Raw genomic sequence first — 18,659 nt, 5'->3', positions numbered from 1 at the left:
TAATTGAGGTCTGATAAATGTTTACAAATTTATTTCTTTTTAGTATTGTTGCATGTTCCAATTTAATTATTGGCGTTTTATTAGGGATGTCCGGAATTGCAGGATTTCTTCTCCCTCTAATATACGTAGGCTTTTTAGATATACCTGTGCATGATTCTCTTGCACTAAGTTTCTTATCCTTTGCTGTTTCGGGTATAATTGGGGCCTATTCTTATTGGAAGTCAAAAAATATGGATTTAAAACTAGCGCTGTTTTTAAGTCTCGGCAGTCTTCCAGGTGCGTTTTTGGGAGTTCAAATCAATGTACTCATTTCTGATTTCCTAGCAAAGCTTCTTCTCTATATCTTTATCCTGCTAGCTGGGCTATCTATGCTTAAGAAAAACAAGGATGATACTAAAGTAAATCGATCAATACTATTGAATCATTCATTAATCGTTATCCTTATTGGATTTCTAACAGCAACCATTTGTGCATTAACAGGGGCAGGTGGTCCCATTTTATTAGTACCATTACTAGTTAGCCTCGGAGTCAATATTCGGGTGGCCGTAGGGGTAAGTCTTTTAAATTCTGTGTTCATTGCTATTCCATCCATCTTCGGCTACTTTGCCCATGCCAATATGAAAACCATCCCAATGTTAATTATCGCTAGTTTAATTGGAACCATTATAGGAATTATTACAGGTACTCGTCTTGCTAATAAGGTCCCTATCAACCGTTTAAAAATAATGATTGCACTCATAACTATCCTATCTTCGGTTTATATGCTGGTTATGCTAAAAGTGGGGGCCTGATCCCCACTTTTTTTATGGAAGGTCCCTCTAAGCCCTACAAAAAGTACCTTTCCCTACTTTCCTTATAAATACAAACGAAAATACTCCTATGATGGCAATATATATTTCAATTGCCCACAAACTTTTATCCCTTATATCTGAATAATAGTATGTGATTCAGCCTTAAAATAAAGTATAGTTAGTATTTAATAAAACAATCCCTGATTAAGGATGTGCCAACATGCGTATTAATAAATATATAAGTGAAGCTGGAAAAGCATCTAGACGAGGTGCAGATAAATTAATTTCCGATGGAAGAGTTACGATCAATGGTAAACGTGCAACTATAGGTAGCCAAGTTGAAGCTGGGGATGACGTCCAAGTAGATGGAAATCCAATCTTTGTAGCAAGGAATAATGTCTATATTGCCCTAAATAAACCTGTAGGCATTACGAGTACAACCGAAAAAGGTGTAAAAGGGAATATTGTTGATTTGGTCAACCACCCATTAAGAATATTTAATATTGGACGCTTGGATAAAGATTCCGAGGGCTTAATTCTTCTTACGAACGACGGCGACATTGTTAACGAAATTCTGCGTTCTGAAAATAAGCATGAAAAGGAGTATATCGTTTCTGTAGACAAGCCAATTACTCCTGAATTCTTGAAGAAGATGTCAGAGGGAGTCAAAATATTAAGTACCAAAACACTTCCTTGTGAAGTCGTTCAATTATCAAAATTTGATTTTCAAATCATTTTGACACAGGGACTAAATCGTCAAATCCGCCGCATGTGTGCTGAATTAGGATACGAAGTGTACCGATTACAAAGAACCCGAATCATGAATATTCATTTAGGTAACCTCCCACCTGGACAATGGAGAGATTTATCCAAGAAAGAGCGAACTCAATTATTTAGAGAATTAAACTATGAACCAAAAGAATGGTAAAAAGTACGGAATATTAAATTAAAGTAGAGTTATCATTGAATTAAGCCATACTAAAGGGACAATCTCATTAGAATTAAATCCTTAGTGCCTCTTTCAAAGAAAGCAGCACTAAGGATGATTGATATGCATAAGGTCATCTCTACTCTTAAGAACCTCATTTATTTACTTATGATAGGGTTCACCGTAATAAGTTTAAATGCGGTTTTTCTGCAAACTTTAATAAAAGTTAAAAACTCTAACCCTTATTTCTTTCTAATAGTTGTTCAATTTTATAATCTGCGTTTAGTAATACACGTTTTATTTGTTTAATGTTATTTTCCGTTTGTACCATTTGTGTATATTTATTTTGAAATATCTCTTTTATTTGAAGGACGTTTTGAATTTCTTCTTGTGTTAATTTTTTATTATGATCCGTATTTTTCGACCAATCAAAAAGCATTTTAACTTCCAATAGTGAAAATCCCGTTTGTTTTAGTTTAATGATGGTTTCAATTAGAATGACGTCATTATTGTTATATTCACGATATTTATTTATAATTTCTGGATGTAATAAACCTATCTTCTCATAGTATCGAATAGTATCTTTACTAATACCGGTACGCTCTGCAAATTCTCCAATTTTCACCACTACCACCTACTACTTTATAAATTTATAAACCATTAAAATAATTATACTATGGAAAATAAAACGACTGATATGATGGCTGTACTTAATTCGGCCATTTGTTACTATCCCTTGTATAATCGTCAATATGTGTAGAAAAGCAAATGAGAGAATTAGTAATAGAAATAGCAAGTCTTTATTTGGTATAAATAAGGTTAGAATTATTCCTGTTGATACAATAATGAATAATAAGGCTCTTACATGATATCCTTCTTCTTTCCATTGTTTGATGCCTGCTACTGCCATTAAAAAAGCATATAGTCCACTCAATATATACGTCACACTAGCCATTTACATCACTCCATTCTTTTAATATATTCACTTTAAAAGATGGAGTTAACTCCATGTCAATAAATAAAAGAACAGCCTACAATAATTCGTAGCCTGTTCTATGTAAATTCAAAAACCGCACTTACTTGTGATACGGTTCACCCTTCATAATCCGGAAACTTCGATACACTTGCTCCACTAATACTAGCTTCATTAGCTGATGCGGCAAGGTCATTTTTCCAAAGGAGAGTTTATCGTTAGCTCTACTTAACACATCATCATGAAGCCCAAGCGAGCCACCAATAACGAAAGCGATTTTGCTTTGGCCGTATGTCATGAGACTTTCGATATCTTTTGAGAGTTCTTCAGAGCTGCGCGTCTTGCCGTTGATAGCAAGGGCGATGACATAGTGATCAGGGGTTAGTTTAGCGAGGATCCTTTCTCCTTCCTTCTTTTTGACCATTTCCATTTCAGCATCACTCAATTGTTCAGGCGCTTTTTCGTCAGGAACTTCGACAATTTCCATTTTTGTATAACCATTTAAGCGTTTGACATACTCCTCAATGCCCATTTTTAAATACTTTTCCTTCAATTTACCGACACTAATAATTGTTATACCCACAAGTTATCCACCTACCTTTTTTATTTACAAACAACTTATCCCCAAAAGTTATACACATATCCACAATTCACTTCAATATATTGTGTGCGTTCATTTGTTCGCCACAATATATGTAGCATGCTCTTCACAGTACTCGCACTTTGTGGATAACTTTTCTTCCTCACTTATATTTTCCATTAACGGTATCTTTTTTTCAGTTGCCACAAACATGTCTAAAGCATGTCCTATATGGGTTTCACAGCTATATATTGTCAAAATATTTATTCCTTTCTTGCTTTTAGATTTCCACAGAGTTATGCACAATTTACCTTTTTTTATCCACAACTCATTGTATCAAACAAAAAGCGAGCTGGAAAGAAGGGGATTTTCTTTCCTTGCTCGCTTGTTTATAATTTAATTCTTTTCCATTAGTTATCCACAAACTAAATTATTGTTTTAGTTTTGAGCTGTCTTCTAATGTTAATGTTTTTTGAACTAACTTGCCATCACGATAGACTTTTAATTTGATGTGATCTCCAACATGTTTCTTGTTGTAAAGAATCTTACGGAGGTCGATCGAATTATCTACTTTTTCTCCATCCATTTCAACAATGACATCATATTTCTGAATACCTGCTTTTTCAGCTGAAGAATTTTTCACAACTTGGCTTACAACAATACCAGCTGTTACTTCAGGAGGTAATTTTAAAGTTTGGCTTTGGTGGTAAGCTGGTACATCTGTTAAATCGATAAGTGATACGCCCATTGAAGGTCTTACTACTTTCCCCGTTTGTTGCAATTCGTCTATTACAGGAATAGCTGAATTAATTGGTATGGCAAAACCTAATCCTTCTACAGCAGATTCAGAAATCTTCATTGAGTTAATGCCAATGACTTGGCCAGCCAAATTGATTAATGCACCGCCACTATTCCCTGGGTTGATTGCTGCATCTGTTTGCAATACTTCTTCTTGCCAATCCTCCGTACCGTCTTCATTTAAATCCACTGGCACAGTACGATCAGTTCCTGAGATAACGCCAGTTGTAACAGAACCATAGAAGTCTAATCCTAGAGGGTTACCAATAGCAATCGCAGTTTCACCTTGTTTTAATTTATCAGAGTCGCCAAAAGTAGCCACCGTTTTTACCTTTTTACTTGAGATAGAAATAACTGCTAAATCTGTCCATATATCTGTACCGACTAGCTTAGCTTGTTCTTTAGAGCCGTCTGAAAATGTAACTTCTAACGTTTTAGCTCCTTCAACAACATGGTTATTGGTGACGATATATGCTTTGTTACCTACTTTTTTATAAATGACACCAGAACCACTACCAACTGGCTCACTGGAATCCTGATCGTTTTTGCCATTACCTCCAGTGATGCCGCCACCATCTTGGAATGGTAAGTCGCCCCATAAGTCAGTTTGCGTTTGTTGAATATTTGTAATGCCCACGACTGCATCCTTTGTCTTTGCAACAGCATCTGTTACATTCGTGGAAACCTCTGTAGACACCTGTGGAGTGGATGTTTTATTGGCTGTGGAACTGCCGCTGCTCGATACTCTCGCACTATTATTATTTGGCAGGTAATCCACCATGGACGGCAATAAGAGCCATACAAGAAGTGCTCCTACAATGACACCGATAATTCCGCTCAAAAAATAGCCTGCCTTGCTGCCATCTTTTCTACGTGTTTTTGTTTCATCTTGATCGTAATATCCCATATATTTCACCCTTTCTTCAATTATCTGCTTCGTTAGTAATACAATATCTGACCAACATTAAAATAAGATGAAAACAAGTTTAAAATCACCTCAAAGTTTTCCTAATCTTAACTTCCCCATTTCGGCATAAAAAAATCCCCTTTTATTAAACTGACTCTAATCTCGTTCGTTATCAATATAACGGACAGAGCCATTTCATAAAGGGGAATTTCTATATATTTAGACTGTGACCAGTTCTGTTGGTTCATTCGCATCCGTATCATACAATTGGACGAATTCACCAGGCATAATGCCACATGATTGCAATGTTTGAGAAACGCTCATACGTGCTAAATCTTTCATATTATTGTCTTTACTTAAGTGTGATAAATAGATGCGCGTTGGCTTCTGATCTATCACTTCACTCATTGCAACAGCTGCATCCTCATTGCTAACGTGCCCTAAGTCGCTCAAAATTCGGCGTTTGACGGACCACGGATATCGTCCCACCTGCAGCATGCCAACATCATGGTTGCTTTCAAAAACAAATGAATCAGCACTTCTTATAATGCCTTTCATCCGATCGCTAACATAGCCTGTATCTGTGATGACCACTAGCTTTCTTTGACCATCATGGAAGCAATAAAACATAGGATCACTTGCATCATGTGAAACAGCGAAGGACTCAACATTTAATGAGCCAAAGGTTTTGACCGTTTCCATATCAAATTGAAAACGAAGGTCTGTTGGAATTGTTCCGACTAGCCCATCCATTGCCTTCCATGTTTTTTCATTTGCAAATACAGGTATTTGATATTTTCTCGCCAGCACTCCCACACCTTTAATATGGTCAGAATGCTCATGTGTAACCAATATCCCGTTTAAACTTTTTATATCACGGCCTACTTTTTCAAAAAGCTGTTCCATCTTTTTGCCAGTCAACCCAGCATCGACGATTAATGAATGTTCGCCGCTCTCTACAAAGATGGAGTTGCCAGTACTGCCACTAGCTAACACACTAAACTGCATGGCTAAAACTCCTTACTGTTGCTGTAATTCCCTTTCTTTGACGTTATGTTCAATATCTACGATTGTCCCATCCGCGTTTACAAAGTAATCCACTTCATTCTTAATCCCTTTTTTATCCTTTGGCAATTCTACATGGATATACCATGTTGGTGCCAGCACTTGGATTTGCGTTAAAGGTACAAGTGTTGAATAGCCAAGCTCTATTTTTGTAATTGTAGAGTTCGGCATTAAATAGCCTTTGTTTAGAATAGCTTTAATAGCTTTTTCTGGTTCAATCAACGTTCCTTTTTCGCCAAAGCTTTTCAGTGAATCAAACATCCTCTGTTCATAGTTTGTGATTTCATTTGCGTCATTCCAATGTACTTTTACAGCTGCATTCTGATTGTAATAAATCGTTCGATTATCTGAAACTTGGAAGAATGTTGCTACTTTGTTCAACTTGTCTATCTTCCAAAGCCTATACGATCTTCCTTTATAAACATTCTTCTCAACAAATTGCGTTATATTATTAGCTGATAAACTTGTCAAGGGCATCGGCTTGGTAATCTTTGATACAATTTCTGTGTCATTATTACCGATATGGAGCTTTTGATTTTTCAATTGGGCAAGCTCCAACATATTAAACTTCTTAATTTTGCCTGAAATATAGGAGACGTTAATCGTTGCAGCAGGCTTGTTTTTAATCGTTATGTTTTCATCTTTTAAGCGTGTAGAAAAATCTGTATCGCCAATAACAGGAACACTTTGCGCTTCATTATAACGATTTACGTACATATAGTACAAAAATATATTTAAAATAGAAAATACAATGATAAAGATGGTTTTAGCTTTATTCCAATCCAACTTGCTCACCTCCTGCACTCGGCACTAGAGGTAGAGACTTCCACTTGCCATTGATAAAGTAAAACCAAGTAGGCTTGAGTATAAAGACATTTGGACGTTCATTCGTAGATAAATAATAACCCGGCCTTATTTCTTCCACATCATTTATATCGACACCATCTTGTTTGCTTATTTCCTCAATGGCTCTTTCGCCACTCTCTATCATAACGGTTTCGTTTTCAGGGACAGAGACAAGCTTGTAATAAGGACGTATATAACGAGCAATCCGTGTTTCTCCCCATACAGTCTCAATTGCTGTAGAGGTGATAGATGCGTCAGTATATACCATATAGTCTTTCACATATAGCTGATACATAATTTTGTTGTTTGAAGTATCAACATCTTCATAGCGGAAATCGCCTGTCCATCCACCATGTTCATTAATAAAATTGAATGTATTCAAGATAAGGCTAGATTTATTTGTCTTTTCTAAGTTGTCTACAGCATTAGCATCAACGTAATCCAAGGTTTTTTTACTTGTATTAACCGTCATCATGGAAACGCCATCCGTATAATTCTCTTTAAAGTTTGTATCATCAATACTGCTTTTAACTCTTTTAGGCATTGTAAATAATGCATTTTTAAACTTATCAATAGAGGAAGAAGAGCTTAAATACGTATACTGCATAACCTTCTCCTCTTGTGCAGGTAAATACAGTGTATTTCCTCTTTCCCTTGCGTACGCAATATAACGTTCAAGAGAATGAGATTTGTCTATAATATATTTATAAAAGTCATCTTGGCTATCTACATGTACCTTTGCTTTGTAAAGCTGACCATTAGTAGTATTGGCGAAGAAAACAATAAGTTCATCTGAGTCGTCTATGCGCTCCCAATCTAAAATCATTTTATTAAATGAAAGATTTTTAGGCTGTTCATCGACAGTCGGCAAAATATTTTGGAAGATGGCATAGGGCACTTCTGCAGGGAAAAATAGTGTGAAGTTATCTGCATCTCTCATTAATTGATTCACCTTATAGGCATTCGCATTTTTGCTTACTAAAGTCATATTAGAGATACGCCAACGATGCATTCGATTCAGCATGTTTTTCATTTCTTCATACCGATCTGTGCCGCGCCACGTATCCTTCTCGTGGAAGACCATACGATATGGTTTAACGACATCAGCCAGCTGTTGTTTCTTTTCAAAAGAAACATTCAGCGGCGGTTTTTGTTTTTCAAGTGGGTCATAGTCTGGTTTGTATGTCCAAATGGAAAACGTCAATGTAATGCTTAAAAAGACTAAGACGAAGAGTAAAAGTGATTTAATCTGCTCGATATATTTCAATCCCACTCACCTGCCTCATCCTCTTCATATGGCAATGTGAAGAAAATGGTTGTACCTACTCCCTCTTCACTCTCTGCCCATATTTTCCCGCCATGCGCTACAATCATTTCCCGAGAAATAGCAAGGCCAAGCCCTGTTCCACCCATAGATCGTGCCCGTGCCCTATCTACACGATAAAAACGGTCAAAGATACGGTCAACATTATCTTTCGGAATACCCATTCCATCATCTGAAATCATGACAGTTAAAATACCGTCATTTGCTTTCATGCCAAAGCGAATATTGCCGCCATCGGGCGAATATTTCAATGCATTGGAGATAATATTATCAATAACTTGAGTAATCTTATCTGTATCGATTTCTACATAGTATGAAACAGAAGGCAATAATCGTATAAATTCAACGTTCTTCGATTTTGCCATTTCAAAACGGTCAATAATGCTGTTGAAGAATCGATTAAAGTCCACAATATCAGCGTTGATCTCATATTCTCTGCTATCCATATGGGAAAGCTGCAATAAGTCTGTTACCAGACGAATCATTCGCTCCGTCTCAGTTTGTGTGACATGCAAAAAGTGCGGGGCAATCTCTTTATTTTGCCAAGCCCCTTCTGTCAATGCTTCTAAGTAACTTCGCATCGTTGTAAGTGGCGTACGCAATTCATGAGATACATTAGACACAAACTCGCGCCGTTCCATATCAATCTTTTCTTGTTCTGTAATATCATGCAGAACTGTAATCAAACCGTTCACAAAGCCAGTTTCCTTCTGTATTACAGAAAAATTAGCACGCCAAATATATGGACGCTCTGAGAAACTAAAATCAAGGTTGATTGCATCCTTCATGTGGATTAAATCCTCAAATGTATATTGTTTCTCCAAACCTAATACGGAAACCAATGGTCTTCCCATTAACTCATTATGACCGCTATTTAACAGTTTTTCAGCTGGTGAGTTGATTAATATAATTTTCCCCTTCCGATCAGTCGCAATAACGCCATCCGTCATATTCGTAAGGATGGAGGCAAGCTTTCTTCTCTCACCTTCAGTAGTTGACTGCGCTTCTTGAAGACGATTGGTCAAATGATTGAAGGCAATAGCTAATTGACCTATTTCATCGTTGCCATATACTTTAACCTTCCTTGAGAAATTTCCTCTGGCCATTGCTTGCGCTTGTCTTCGCATATCGGAAATTGGCTTTGTAATAGTTCTGGCAATGAAAATTCCAAGCACAATTGTTATGGCTAAAGCTAATGCAGTTCCGGCTGCAAGGATTTGGTTAATATCATTCATTTGCTCAAAAATCCGTTCAATGTTTGCCTTTACATAAACGGTTCCAATTTCTTTGCCATTAGCCTTTCCATTTGACATGATTGGAGTGGCCACTACCCAAATTCTTTTGCGTGTCTTTTCATCTAATGCAATTTTGGCATAGCGCGTTTGTGTTGTGATAGATTGCCTTACAAGTGAATCCATTTCTCGTTGACCGACAATAGACTGATTGCTCTTATCAGAGGAAGCAAGGATTCGGTAACGCGGATCTATAACTCTAATTTCTTTAATATCATCGGAGGATAAATCTACAATACTTTTTAAGCTTTGTTCAAGCGTTGGATCACTATCCGTTCGTTCCTTTAACAATTCTTCTTTAACGCTAAAGTTAACAAGTGTCAAACGGTCAGTAACTGAAGTTTCAAAGCTCTTTTTTAAGTTTTGTTCCAATTCCTTTGCAAAATAAAGCCCTATAATTTGCATTGCAATAAGGATGAGTAATACATAAATCAGAACTAGTTTAACTTGGACTGATTTAAAAAAACGGACCTTTTGCATGTTCTTTTACTCCTGTTCAGGATTTCTTAAATAATAGCCAACGCCTCGGCGAGTGACAATCCATGCTGGATGACTCGGGTTATCTTCAATTTTTTCACGAAGTCGACGAATGGTCACATCTACTGTGCGGACGTCTCCAAAGTAATCATAGCCCCAAACAGTTTGTAGTAAGTGCTCGCGCGTCATAACTTGTCCGATATGCTTAGCCAAGTAATGAAGCAACTCAAACTCACGGTGTGTTAATTCAATTGCTTCATCTCTTTTTAATACAAGGTATGCATCTGGCTGAATGACAAGCGATCCTACTACGATATCATTGTTCTCTTCAACTGCTTCTTCAGCTACTGCCACAGTTTGGTGTCTACGCATATTTGCTTTCACTCTTGCAATCAATTCTCGTGTGCTAAAAGGTTTAGTCACATAATCATCAGCACCAAGCTCTAAACCTAGTACCTTATCAATCTCTGAATCTTTCGCTGTCAGCATAATGATTGGCAGGTCATATTTTTTTCGTACTTCACGACATACTTCCATACCATCTCTTTTTGGCAACATAATATCTAAAAGCATTAAATCAGGTTTAATTTCCTCTACCTTTTTTAATGCTTCATCTCCATCATATGCACAGACAACTTTATAGCCTTCCTTAATTAAATTAAATTGCAATATATCTGCGATTGGCTTTTCATCGTCCACTACTAAAATCGTCTTATCCAATATATATTCCCCTTCCTTACTCCGGTCTTTTTCTATTCTATCAATACTCTACCATTCTTAAGTTTGCGTTGCATCTTTAAAAACCCCCTTCGACATTTCCTGGGGAATAATTTCGCTATGAATCGACACATCGACTATATGTCCTATTTAATTTTACCATACTTCAGCTATTTTCATTGAGATTTAGAACGGTCATAAGGGCTTATTTTATCCCCTACATTTCTCCTATAATATGCATTTCTTTTTAAAAGTTTTAACAAAGCCATGCTTTTCACTTCTTAAAACCCGAATTTTCCGATATTATAGAGATATAGGGTGACGCTTTGCTAAAAGGATGATAATTTGTCTCATTTGGTTATTAGTGGAACTAATTGGGCTTTACGGATGAATAGGTCTATGGCTTAAAATTACGATTAGCCAATTCTTCGCCAAGGATCTTGCTATTTGTAAGTCTTGTTAAACTATTATTCTACAAAAAGATTGGAGAGATTTTATGAGTGATGCAAACCGACAGAAACAGCAGCCGGTTTTGCCAAAGGGCATAGAAGTAAATAAACTGAAGAAAACACAGTCCAAAAAGAGGCTGGCACAAAGAACTATTATGGTCATCATTGGTGCATGCATAACTGCTATTGCACTTAGCCTATTCCTCGTTCCCAACAACATTTTAGACGGAGGCATTGTCGGCGTTTCTATAATTATTTCCCATTTAACTCATCTGCCACTAGGCGTATTTATTTTCCTCCTTAATATCCCTTTTATTTTCCTCGGTTATAAGCAAATTGGGAAAACATTCGCATTATCAACTGCACTCGGTATTACTACTTTATCTGTCGCAACACTTCTCTTGGAACATGTAAAACCCGTTACCCAAGATTTGCTGCTATCCACTGTTTTCGGAGGAATTATCCTTGGTATCGGAGTCGGCCTTGTCATTCGATCAGGCGGTTCACTTGATGGTACAGAGGTATTAGCTATACTTTTCAATAAAAAACTCCCATTCTCCGTAGGCGAAATCATCATGTTCTTTAACCTCATTATCTTCACAGTAGCCGGATTTGTATTCACATGGGAACAAGCTATGTATTCAGGGCTAGCCTACTTTATTGCTTACAAAATGATTGATATTACCATTCAGGGTCTCGACGAATCGAAGGCTGTCTATATTATCAGCGATGAATACGATGAAATCGGGCAAGCAATTATTGACCGTTTGGGCCGTGGCGTTACCTATCTAAATGGCGAGGGCGCTTATACAGGAGACACGAAGAAAGTGATCTTTACAGTGATCACGCGTTTAGAAGAATCAAAGCTCACAACGATTGTTAGCGAACTTGACGAACATGCCTTTCTTGCGATTGGCAATATTGCTGAAGTGCGTGGAGGACGTTTTAAGAAGAAAGATATCCATTAATAAAAGGCAATCCCTCGAAAAGATGGGATTGCCTTTTGACTTTTATATGATGGGCTAGAATTACGCGTCCCACACATTAAGCAGTACATTAGTTTGATCACGATCTGGTCCCACTGAGAATGTTGCAATGCGAATACCAGTTAGTTCACTTACACGTTTTACATAGTTTCTTGCGTTCTCAGGTAATTCATCTAGCGTTTTGCATCCTGTGACATCTTCTGTCCATCCAGGAAGCTCTTCGTAGATTGGTTTGCAGCCTTCAATTGCGTGAAGAGTTGCAGGGTATTCTGTAATAATTTCACCATTATATTCATACGCTGTACAGATCTTTACAGTTTCAAGACCAGTTAACACATCGATTGAGTTTAATGCTAAATCTGTAATACCTGATACGCGGCGAGAATGGCGGACAACTACGGAGTCAAACCAGCCTACTCGGCGTGGACGGCCTGTTGTTGTACCATATTCTCGTCCAACTTCACGAATTTGTTGGCCAATTTCATCAAATAATTCAGTTGGGAACGGGCCATCTCCTACGCGTGAAGTATAAGCTTTACTTACACCGATCACACGGTTTACTTGTGACGGACCTACGCCAGCACCTGTTGCAACGCCACCAGCAACTGGATTGGATGAAGTGACATATGGATATGTGCCATGGTCTACATCCAGCATAACGCCTTGCGCACCCTCAAATAGTACCTTATTGCCCTCTTCTAGCACATCGCTAAGAATCTTAGATGTATCTGTTACATACTGAGCAATTTCTTGACCATATTGGTAAAACGCTTCAAAAATATCTTCAAATTTCAAAGGTTCTACACCATAGAATTTTTCAAAAAGACGGTTTTTCATTTCTAAGTTTGTACGTAACTTCTCTTCGAATACTTTTTTATCTAGTAGATCTGCGATACGGATACCAATTCGCTGTACCTTATCTATATAACATGGGCCAATTCCTTTGCAGGTTGTTCCAATTTTTTGGTCACCGCGGGCTTCCTCATCTACTTTATCTTGGTAAATATGATACGGCAGAATAACGTGAGCGCGATTTGAGATGCGTAAATTCTCTGTGCTTACGCCTCTTTCTTGTAGCCCTTTTAATTCTTCAACAAGTGATTTGGGGTTGATTACCATGCCATTCCCCATAATGGACATTTTTTCTTTATAAAAAATGCCTGAAGGGATTAAATGCAATTTATACGTTTCCCCTTCAAATTGGATTGTATGGCCTGCATTATCACCACCAGAATAGCGGGCGATGGCTTCAGCTTCTTTCGATAAGAAGTCGGTAATTTTCCCTTTTCCTTCGTCTCCCCATTGTGTTCCTACTACTACAACTGATGTCATAATCAGCACCTCCGTCAGGCACATTCATTGCACCCTGATTCAAACAGACTTATTGTAACAACGAAAATAGGCCAAGTCAATACAAGATGGCTAAAATATACGAACATGTAATAGAAGTCAGACTACAATGTTCGTTTTTTTAATAGTAAAGTTATAGACTTTGGGTAATATTACCTCAATAGATTGTTAGTTCCGTTTTGCATAGAATTCCTTCCTTTTCTTGCTCCAAGACTAGCTACTCATTCTGGCAATAAAAAAAAGAGCATTAAATGTAATGCTCTCACAACTAAAAGCCAGCAGGTACGTCTGCTGTCCAATCTACGCTAACAAATTTATTGTATTCTTTTTTAAATGCCAACTTCACCGTATCTGTCGGGCCATTACGCTGTTTGGCAACGATAATTTCAATTGTATTGGCGTCTTCTGTCTCTTTATCATAATAATCTTCACGGTATAGGAATGCTACGATATCCGCATCCTGCTCAATACTTCCAGACTCCCGTAAGTCACTCATCATTGGACGTTTATCTTGTCGCTGTTCAACACCACGAGATAATTGGGATAGCGCAATAACAGGCACTTCCAACTCACGTGCCAATGCTTTTAGTGAACGAGATATTTCTGATACTTCTTGTTGTCTATTTTGGCCTGCTCCACCGCTGCCTTGAATCAATTGTAAGTAGTCGATCAAAATCATGCCAAGCCCTTGTTCTTGTTTAAGACGACGACATTTGGCACGTATTTCACTTACACGTACACCAGCTGCATCATCGATATAGATGCCTGCTCTGGATAATGTACCTGTCGCCATCGTAAGCTTTCGCCAGTCTTCTGAATTGAGAGCGCCTGTCCGTAAGACTTGTGCGTCGATATTACCCTCTGCACACAGCATACGCATGACAAGCTGTTCAGCACCCATTTCCAAAGAGAAAATAGCAACATTCTCCTCGGTTAAAGTACCGACAGCTTGTGCCACATTTAATGCAAAGGCGGTTTTCCCTACTGAAGGACGCGCAGCAACGATGATTAAATCTCCTCGCTGGAATCCTGCTGTTAGACGGTCTAAATCACGGAAACCTGTTGGGATTCCCGTGATATCACCTTGGCGATTTTGAAGTTTCTCCACATTGGCATATGTCTCAACAAGCACGTCTTTGACATGTTTGAAGTCACCGGCATTCTTTCGATTGGCTACTTCCATAACTTTGCTCTCTGCTTCAGCAAGAAGTGCGTCTACTTCATCTTCACGTGTATAGCCATCTTCGACTATTTTGGTTGCCACGCGTATTAAACGGCGAAGCAACGCCTTTTCTGAAACGATATGAGCGTAGTAGCTGACATTGGCTGCTGTTGGGACAGCATTCGCAATTTCCGTAATATAAGAAATACCGCCAATATCCTCAAGCTCATTATGCGAAGATAACTCTTCTGTTACCGTAATAACATCAATCGCTTTTCCTTGGTCGCTTAAGCGCAACATTGTTTGGAAAATCATTTGGTGTGCCGTACGATAAAAATCTTCCGGTAACAGTACTTCTGAAGCGGTAATCAAAGCTTGCGGCTCAAGAAAAATAGCGCCAATTACGGATTGTTCAGCTTCTTGATTGTGCGGTGGAATGCGGTCCAATTGTGGATCGTTCATACTGTCTCTCCCTTATTCTTGTTCTGCAACATGTACTTTCAATGCAGCAGATACTTCATGATGAAGCTTAACAGGAACTTTCGTTACGCCTAATGTACGAATTGCATCTTTCATTTCCATTTTTCTTTTATCGATTTTGATGCCAAAGTCTTTTTGTAGCTGTTCTACAATTTGTTTAGACGTAATAGAACCAAATAATCGGCCATCTTTTCCTGGTTTAGCTGTTAATTCAACTGTTAAGCCCTCTAATTTTTCCTTTAATGCTTTTGCGTCTTCTAATTCTTGGGCTGCATCAAGGGCAGCACGTTTATTTTGTGCATTCAATTGAGCTAGTGCAGCTGGAGTTGCTTCAACAGCACTTTTTTGCTTCAAAAGTACGTTACGTGCATAACCATCTGACACTTCTTTTGTTTCACCTTTTTTTCCTTGCCCTTTTACATCTTTTAAAAAGATCACTTTCATGATTCTTTTCCCCCTTCTATTACTTTATCTATAGCTACTTTTAGTCGTTCTATTGCTTCATCAATCGTATCTGCTTCTAATTGGCATGCTGCGTTTGTCAGATGTCCGCCTCCACCGAGTTCTTCCATTACTAGCTGAACATTCATTTCACCTAACGAGCGGGCGCTAATGCCAATTCTGCCATCACTACGATGTGCAATAACGAATGAGGCTGAAATGTCTTTCATCGTCAACAAAATATCCGCTGTCTGCGCAATTAATACAGAGTTATAGATTTGATCATCATCACCACGAGCAATCGCCAATCCTTCATGGTAAAACTCTGCTGTCTGCACGATTTTGGAGCGTTCAATATAGGTTGTAATATCTTCTTTTAACAATCGTTGGACGAGTACCGTATCTGCCCCATTTGTACGCAAGTACGAAGCTGCCTCAAAAGTTCTAGCACCTGTACGCAATGTAAAGCTCTTGGTATCCACTATAATACCCGCTAATAAGGCTGTCGCCTCCAACATAGATATTTTATCATCTTTCGGCTGATATTCTAGTAATTCGGTCACTAGCTCTGCAGTAGAAGATGCATATGGCTCCATGTAGACTAGCATCGGACTTTTAACAAATTCTTCACCCCGACGGTGATGGTCAATCACAACGACTTTGTCTGTTTTGTTTAATAGCTTTGCCTCTATCGTCATGCTTGGCTTATGTGTATCCACTATAATAAGCAGAGACTTCTCTGTCATCTTATCAATCGCAAGCTCTGGTGTAATAAAACGGTTATATAAGTCTGATTTCTCTTTTACCAACTGCATAAGACGATTAATGCTATTGTCTATATTGTCAAAATCAACGACAACATATCCTTTAACCCCGTTCATATCGGCCATCTTTCTCACACCAATAGCCGCGCCAATCGCATCCATATCGGGCATCTTGTGACCCATAACGAAAATTTGGTCACTGCCTTGGATTAAATCACGCAAAGCATGTGAAATAACCCTTGCACGGACTCTCGTGCGTTTTTCAACGGGATTCGTCTTACCGCCATAGAATCTTACTTTACCATTCGCTTCTTTAATTGCTACCTGGTCGCCACCGCGACCTAAAACTAGGTCTAAACTGGACTGCGCTAACTCTCCTAATTCTATAAGTGATGTCGAGCTTGCCCCTACTCCAATACTTAACGTTAACGACAAATTTTGCTGAGCTGTAATTTCTCGTATATCATCAAGAATTGAAAAACGTTTTTTCTCTAGTTCTTGTAAAATGGACTCATTCAATATAGCTATAAAACGGTCCGCAGCAATTCTTTTCAGGAAAATACCGTTCGCATTGCTCCAGTTATTAACTAGCGAAGTCACAAGAGAATTTGTCTGGCTACGCGTTTGGTCATCCATCCCTTGTGTAATTTCGTCATAGTTATCAACAAACAGGATGGCAATCACTGTGCGGTCTTCATTATATAACTCTTCGATTTCTACTTGTTCCGTAATATCAAAGAAGTAAATTAGTTTTTCCTCTGATCTATAATAAGCCCTGTATTTGCGTTCATTTAACGTTAAATTTAATTCGTTAGAGTCCTCATGCTTGATCAATGTATAAAAATCATCTGATAAGGAAAACAAATCTTCTCCGATCAATGACTCTTTATTTAAAATTTCGTGCATATACGGGTTGCACCATTCTATCTCATACTCATCCCCAACCAGTACAATCCCGATTGGCATCTCAAGCAACGCCTCTTCGCCCACTTTTTTCAAGCGGTATGAAAGCATCTCAATATGCTTTTCTGTTTCCTTATAGGTATCCATTTCAGCCTTCCAAGCAAGGATAAAAACAAGGATAAGGATTAAACCATAAAGGATGCCGATCAATGCATTCCACATTAAGCAAATAACTATACTTGCTAAGCCAAGCAGCGACAGCATTAAAAGAGGATAACGTATTGGTCTTTTTCTAAAAAGAGAACCCATAAATCCCAACTCCTTATTTTCTTGTCATGTCACTTATTAGCTCGCGCAGTTGAAAGCCTAAATCAGCAATTCCTATCAAAGTGACAAATGAACTTAACGGAAAAGCCAAGATTGTAGCGACAACTGCTGTCCACTTCGGCCAACCTTTTTGATTTATGATGAAATGAATAAAGGATATTCCTTGAATCAAAAACAAAATGGTTAGAAGAAAGGATAGATTTAGTACTATGACATAAAGAAATGTTCCTTCTGCTGGCTTGATAAACAATGTTATTGCTAAGACAGCAAGATAATACCATAACATAGCTCGAGGTAAACGCAAGTCTTTGAACGGCTTAAATTTGGGTGCATTTAAGCCCAATCTACGCAATACAGGTAGCTGAACCGAAATCATTAACCAAGCAAATGCAAATACGCACAAGATGATTAGTGTAGGCATGCTTATCTGTATTGTATTAATCATCGTTTCGATCTGTTCACTGGAAAGCGGTGCTTGTCCAGTCATTGCCTTAGTCAATTCATTTGATTTTTCATAGCTTTTTCTTGCAGTTTCAATCATTTGTTTTATAAAATCCATATGAAAAAAGCGTACAGCAATCACATATTCAACGGAAATTACAACTAATGATGCTAAAGAAGTTGATAAAAATAAGAATCCCTTGCTCTTCTGTTTGCGTATGCCATATCCCACTATAAAAGCAACAATGCCAAATAAAATAGCCTGTGGAAGCGCTAAGAGGCCACCAATTAAAAGGGACAGAATAATACTGATTGCAATAGCTGCTAACGAAAATTTACTTTCGTACTTTGCTGCATACCATGCTAAAGGCAGTGGCACGAACCAAACTGTTACAATATTGATGAGAGGCACGTAGGTTGAAATAGCTAATAATATTGTAAACAACGCAATCATCATTGCGCCCTGTGTCAATCTTCTTGTCTTGTTTTCCGGCATTTATAACCTTCCTTTTCTTATAGACAATCTACTATTTCATCTTACTATTGTACCATGTTTCGTGGTTGCAAACAAAAGCACAAGGGGTATCTAGCTCTCCACCAACCTTAATTGAAACAGCAATCATTACACTTATAAAAAATGTAAGAATCCTCTTGTTCC

General features: G+C 38.0%; 18 protein-coding genes. 3 read left to right on the top strand and 15 right to left on the bottom strand.

Annotated features, from left to right (window positions below; genetic code table 11):
* Positions 1-17: 17 nt before the first annotated feature.
* Together F0527_RS13860 and rluF are read left to right on the top strand one after the other, a co-directional pair.
* Positions 18-791, top strand: coding sequence for a sulfite exporter TauE/SafE family protein (locus F0527_RS13860; RefSeq protein WP_150285314.1), 774 nt, complete (start codon positions 18-20; stop codon positions 789-791).
* A 220-nt stretch (positions 792-1,011) separates the two neighbouring features.
* A complete protein-coding gene (rluF, locus tag F0527_RS13855; protein ID WP_150285313.1) occupies positions 1,012-1,719 on the top strand; it encodes a 23S rRNA pseudouridine(2604) synthase RluF in 708 nt (235 codons plus the stop codon).
* 235 nt (positions 1,720-1,954) lie between these two features.
* Here the strand turns inward: rluF and F0527_RS13850 are convergent, their stop codons facing one another.
* From F0527_RS13850 to yycF, 10 genes are all read right to left on the bottom strand, one after another.
* Complete coding sequence (locus tag F0527_RS13850; protein ID WP_190323501.1) at positions 1,955-2,344, bottom strand: MerR family transcriptional regulator; 390 nt, start codon at positions 2,342-2,344, stop codon at positions 1,955-1,957.
* Positions 2,345-2,356: 12 nt separating this feature from the next.
* Positions 2,357-2,674: a hypothetical protein gene (locus tag F0527_RS13845; RefSeq protein ID WP_150285311.1), complete on the bottom strand. Its 318-nt coding sequence runs from the start codon at positions 2,672-2,674 to the stop codon at positions 2,357-2,359.
* 121 nt (positions 2,675-2,795) lie between these two features.
* The gene (rlmH, locus tag F0527_RS13840) at positions 2,796-3,275 is read right to left on the bottom strand and encodes a 23S rRNA (pseudouridine(1915)-N(3))-methyltransferase RlmH (RefSeq protein WP_150285310.1); all 480 of its coding nucleotides are present in this window, start codon (positions 3,273-3,275) and stop codon (positions 2,796-2,798) included.
* Between the two features lie 90 nt (positions 3,276-3,365).
* Positions 3,366-3,530: a CxxH/CxxC protein gene (locus F0527_RS13835; RefSeq protein ID WP_084246975.1), complete on the bottom strand. Its 165-nt coding sequence runs from the start codon at positions 3,528-3,530 to the stop codon at positions 3,366-3,368.
* A 172-nt stretch (positions 3,531-3,702) separates the two neighbouring features.
* On the bottom strand, positions 3,703-4,977 hold the full coding sequence (locus tag F0527_RS13830; RefSeq protein WP_066791147.1) for a S1C family serine protease: 1,275 nt from the start codon (positions 4,975-4,977) through the stop codon (positions 3,703-3,705).
* 219 nt (positions 4,978-5,196) lie between these two features.
* A complete protein-coding gene (locus F0527_RS13825) occupies positions 5,197-5,985 on the bottom strand; it encodes an MBL fold metallo-hydrolase (protein WP_150285309.1) in 789 nt (262 codons plus the stop codon).
* Positions 5,986-5,997: 12 nt separating this feature from the next.
* Positions 5,998-6,828, bottom strand: a complete 831-nt coding sequence (locus tag F0527_RS13820) for a two-component system regulatory protein YycI (protein ID WP_150285308.1) — start codon at positions 6,826-6,828, stop codon at positions 5,998-6,000.
* A complete protein-coding gene (locus F0527_RS13815; protein ID WP_150285307.1) occupies positions 6,815-8,161 on the bottom strand; it encodes a YycH family regulatory protein in 1,347 nt (448 codons plus the stop codon). The genes F0527_RS13820 and F0527_RS13815 overlap by 14 nt, the downstream gene beginning before the upstream one ends.
* A complete protein-coding gene (walK, locus tag F0527_RS13810; protein ID WP_150285306.1) occupies positions 8,152-9,984 on the bottom strand; it encodes a cell wall metabolism sensor histidine kinase WalK in 1,833 nt (610 codons plus the stop codon). Before walK ends, F0527_RS13815 begins: the two co-directional genes overlap by 10 nt.
* A 6-nt stretch (positions 9,985-9,990) precedes the next feature.
* Positions 9,991-10,701 carry a response regulator YycF gene (yycF, locus tag F0527_RS13805; protein ID WP_066791156.1) on the bottom strand — a complete coding sequence of 237 codons (711 nt, stop codon included), beginning with the start codon at positions 10,699-10,701 and terminating at the stop codon, positions 9,991-9,993.
* A 493-nt stretch (positions 10,702-11,194) separates the two neighbouring features.
* Here yycF and F0527_RS13800 point away from each other — a divergent pair, with 493 nt between their 5' ends.
* Positions 11,195-12,115 (top strand): YitT family protein, encoded by a 921-nt coding sequence (locus F0527_RS13800; protein ID WP_150285305.1) that lies wholly within the window; start codon positions 11,195-11,197, stop codon positions 12,113-12,115.
* A gap of 60 nt (positions 12,116-12,175) precedes the next feature.
* Here the strand turns inward: F0527_RS13800 and F0527_RS13795 are convergent, their stop codons facing one another.
* From F0527_RS13795 to F0527_RS13775, 5 genes are all read right to left on the bottom strand, one after another.
* Complete coding sequence (locus tag F0527_RS13795) at positions 12,176-13,465, bottom strand: adenylosuccinate synthase (RefSeq protein WP_066791158.1); 1,290 nt, start codon at positions 13,463-13,465, stop codon at positions 12,176-12,178.
* 286 nt (positions 13,466-13,751) lie between these two features.
* Positions 13,752-15,107 (bottom strand): replicative DNA helicase, encoded by a 1,356-nt coding sequence (dnaB, locus tag F0527_RS13790; RefSeq protein ID WP_066791160.1) that lies wholly within the window; start codon positions 15,105-15,107, stop codon positions 13,752-13,754.
* Between the two features lie 12 nt (positions 15,108-15,119).
* A complete protein-coding gene (rplI, locus tag F0527_RS13785; protein WP_066791164.1) occupies positions 15,120-15,569 on the bottom strand; it encodes a 50S ribosomal protein L9 in 450 nt (149 codons plus the stop codon).
* Positions 15,566-17,542 (bottom strand): DHH family phosphoesterase, encoded by a 1,977-nt coding sequence (locus F0527_RS13780; protein ID WP_147197609.1) that lies wholly within the window; start codon positions 17,540-17,542, stop codon positions 15,566-15,568. The genes rplI and F0527_RS13780 overlap by 4 nt, the downstream gene beginning before the upstream one ends.
* 13 nt (positions 17,543-17,555) lie before the next feature.
* On the bottom strand, positions 17,556-18,497 hold the full coding sequence (locus tag F0527_RS13775; protein ID WP_150285304.1) for a YybS family protein: 942 nt from the start codon (positions 18,495-18,497) through the stop codon (positions 17,556-17,558).
* Positions 18,498-18,659: the final 162 nt, after the last annotated feature.

Origin of the sequence: Rummeliibacillus sp. TYF-LIM-RU47 (assembly GCF_008638315.1) — a bacterium.
Lineage (GTDB): Bacteria > Bacillota > Bacilli > Bacillales_A > Planococcaceae > Rummeliibacillus > Rummeliibacillus stabekisii.
Note: the sequence above shows the minus strand (reverse complement) of the source record. Positions and strands in the feature narration are given on the sequence as shown.

Excerpts from the sequence above, each read along its gene's own strand:
- F0527_RS13780 (WP_147197609.1), bottom strand. The coding sequence starts at position 17,542 with ATGGGTTCTCTTTTTAGAAAAAGACCAATACGTTATCCTCTTTTAATG.
- dnaB (WP_066791160.1), bottom strand. The coding sequence starts at position 15,107 with ATGAACGATCCACAATTGGACCGCATTCCACCGCACAATCAAGAAGCT.
- rluF (WP_150285313.1), top strand. The coding sequence starts at position 1,012 with ATGCGTATTAATAAATATATAAGTGAAGCTGGAAAAGCATCTAGACGA.
- walK (WP_150285306.1), bottom strand. The coding sequence starts at position 9,984 with ATGCAAAAGGTCCGTTTTTTTAAATCAGTCCAAGTTAAACTAGTTCTG.
- rplI (WP_066791164.1), bottom strand. The coding sequence starts at position 15,569 with ATGAAAGTGATCTTTTTAAAAGATGTAAAAGGGCAAGGAAAAAAAGGT.
- F0527_RS13825 (WP_150285309.1), bottom strand. The coding sequence starts at position 5,985 with ATGCAGTTTAGTGTGTTAGCTAGTGGCAGTACTGGCAACTCCATCTTT.
- F0527_RS13860 (WP_150285314.1), top strand. The coding sequence starts at position 18 with ATGTTTACAAATTTATTTCTTTTTAGTATTGTTGCATGTTCCAATTTA.
- F0527_RS13775 (WP_150285304.1), bottom strand. The coding sequence starts at position 18,497 with ATGCCGGAAAACAAGACAAGAAGATTGACACAGGGCGCAATGATGATT.
- F0527_RS13795 (WP_066791158.1), bottom strand. The coding sequence starts at position 13,465 with ATGACATCAGTTGTAGTAGTAGGAACACAATGGGGAGACGAAGGAAAA.
- F0527_RS13845 (WP_150285311.1), bottom strand. The coding sequence starts at position 2,674 with ATGGCTAGTGTGACGTATATATTGAGTGGACTATATGCTTTTTTAATG.
- F0527_RS13830 (WP_066791147.1), bottom strand. The coding sequence starts at position 4,977 with ATGGGATATTACGATCAAGATGAAACAAAAACACGTAGAAAAGATGGC.
- F0527_RS13800 (WP_150285305.1), top strand. The coding sequence starts at position 11,195 with ATGAGTGATGCAAACCGACAGAAACAGCAGCCGGTTTTGCCAAAGGGC.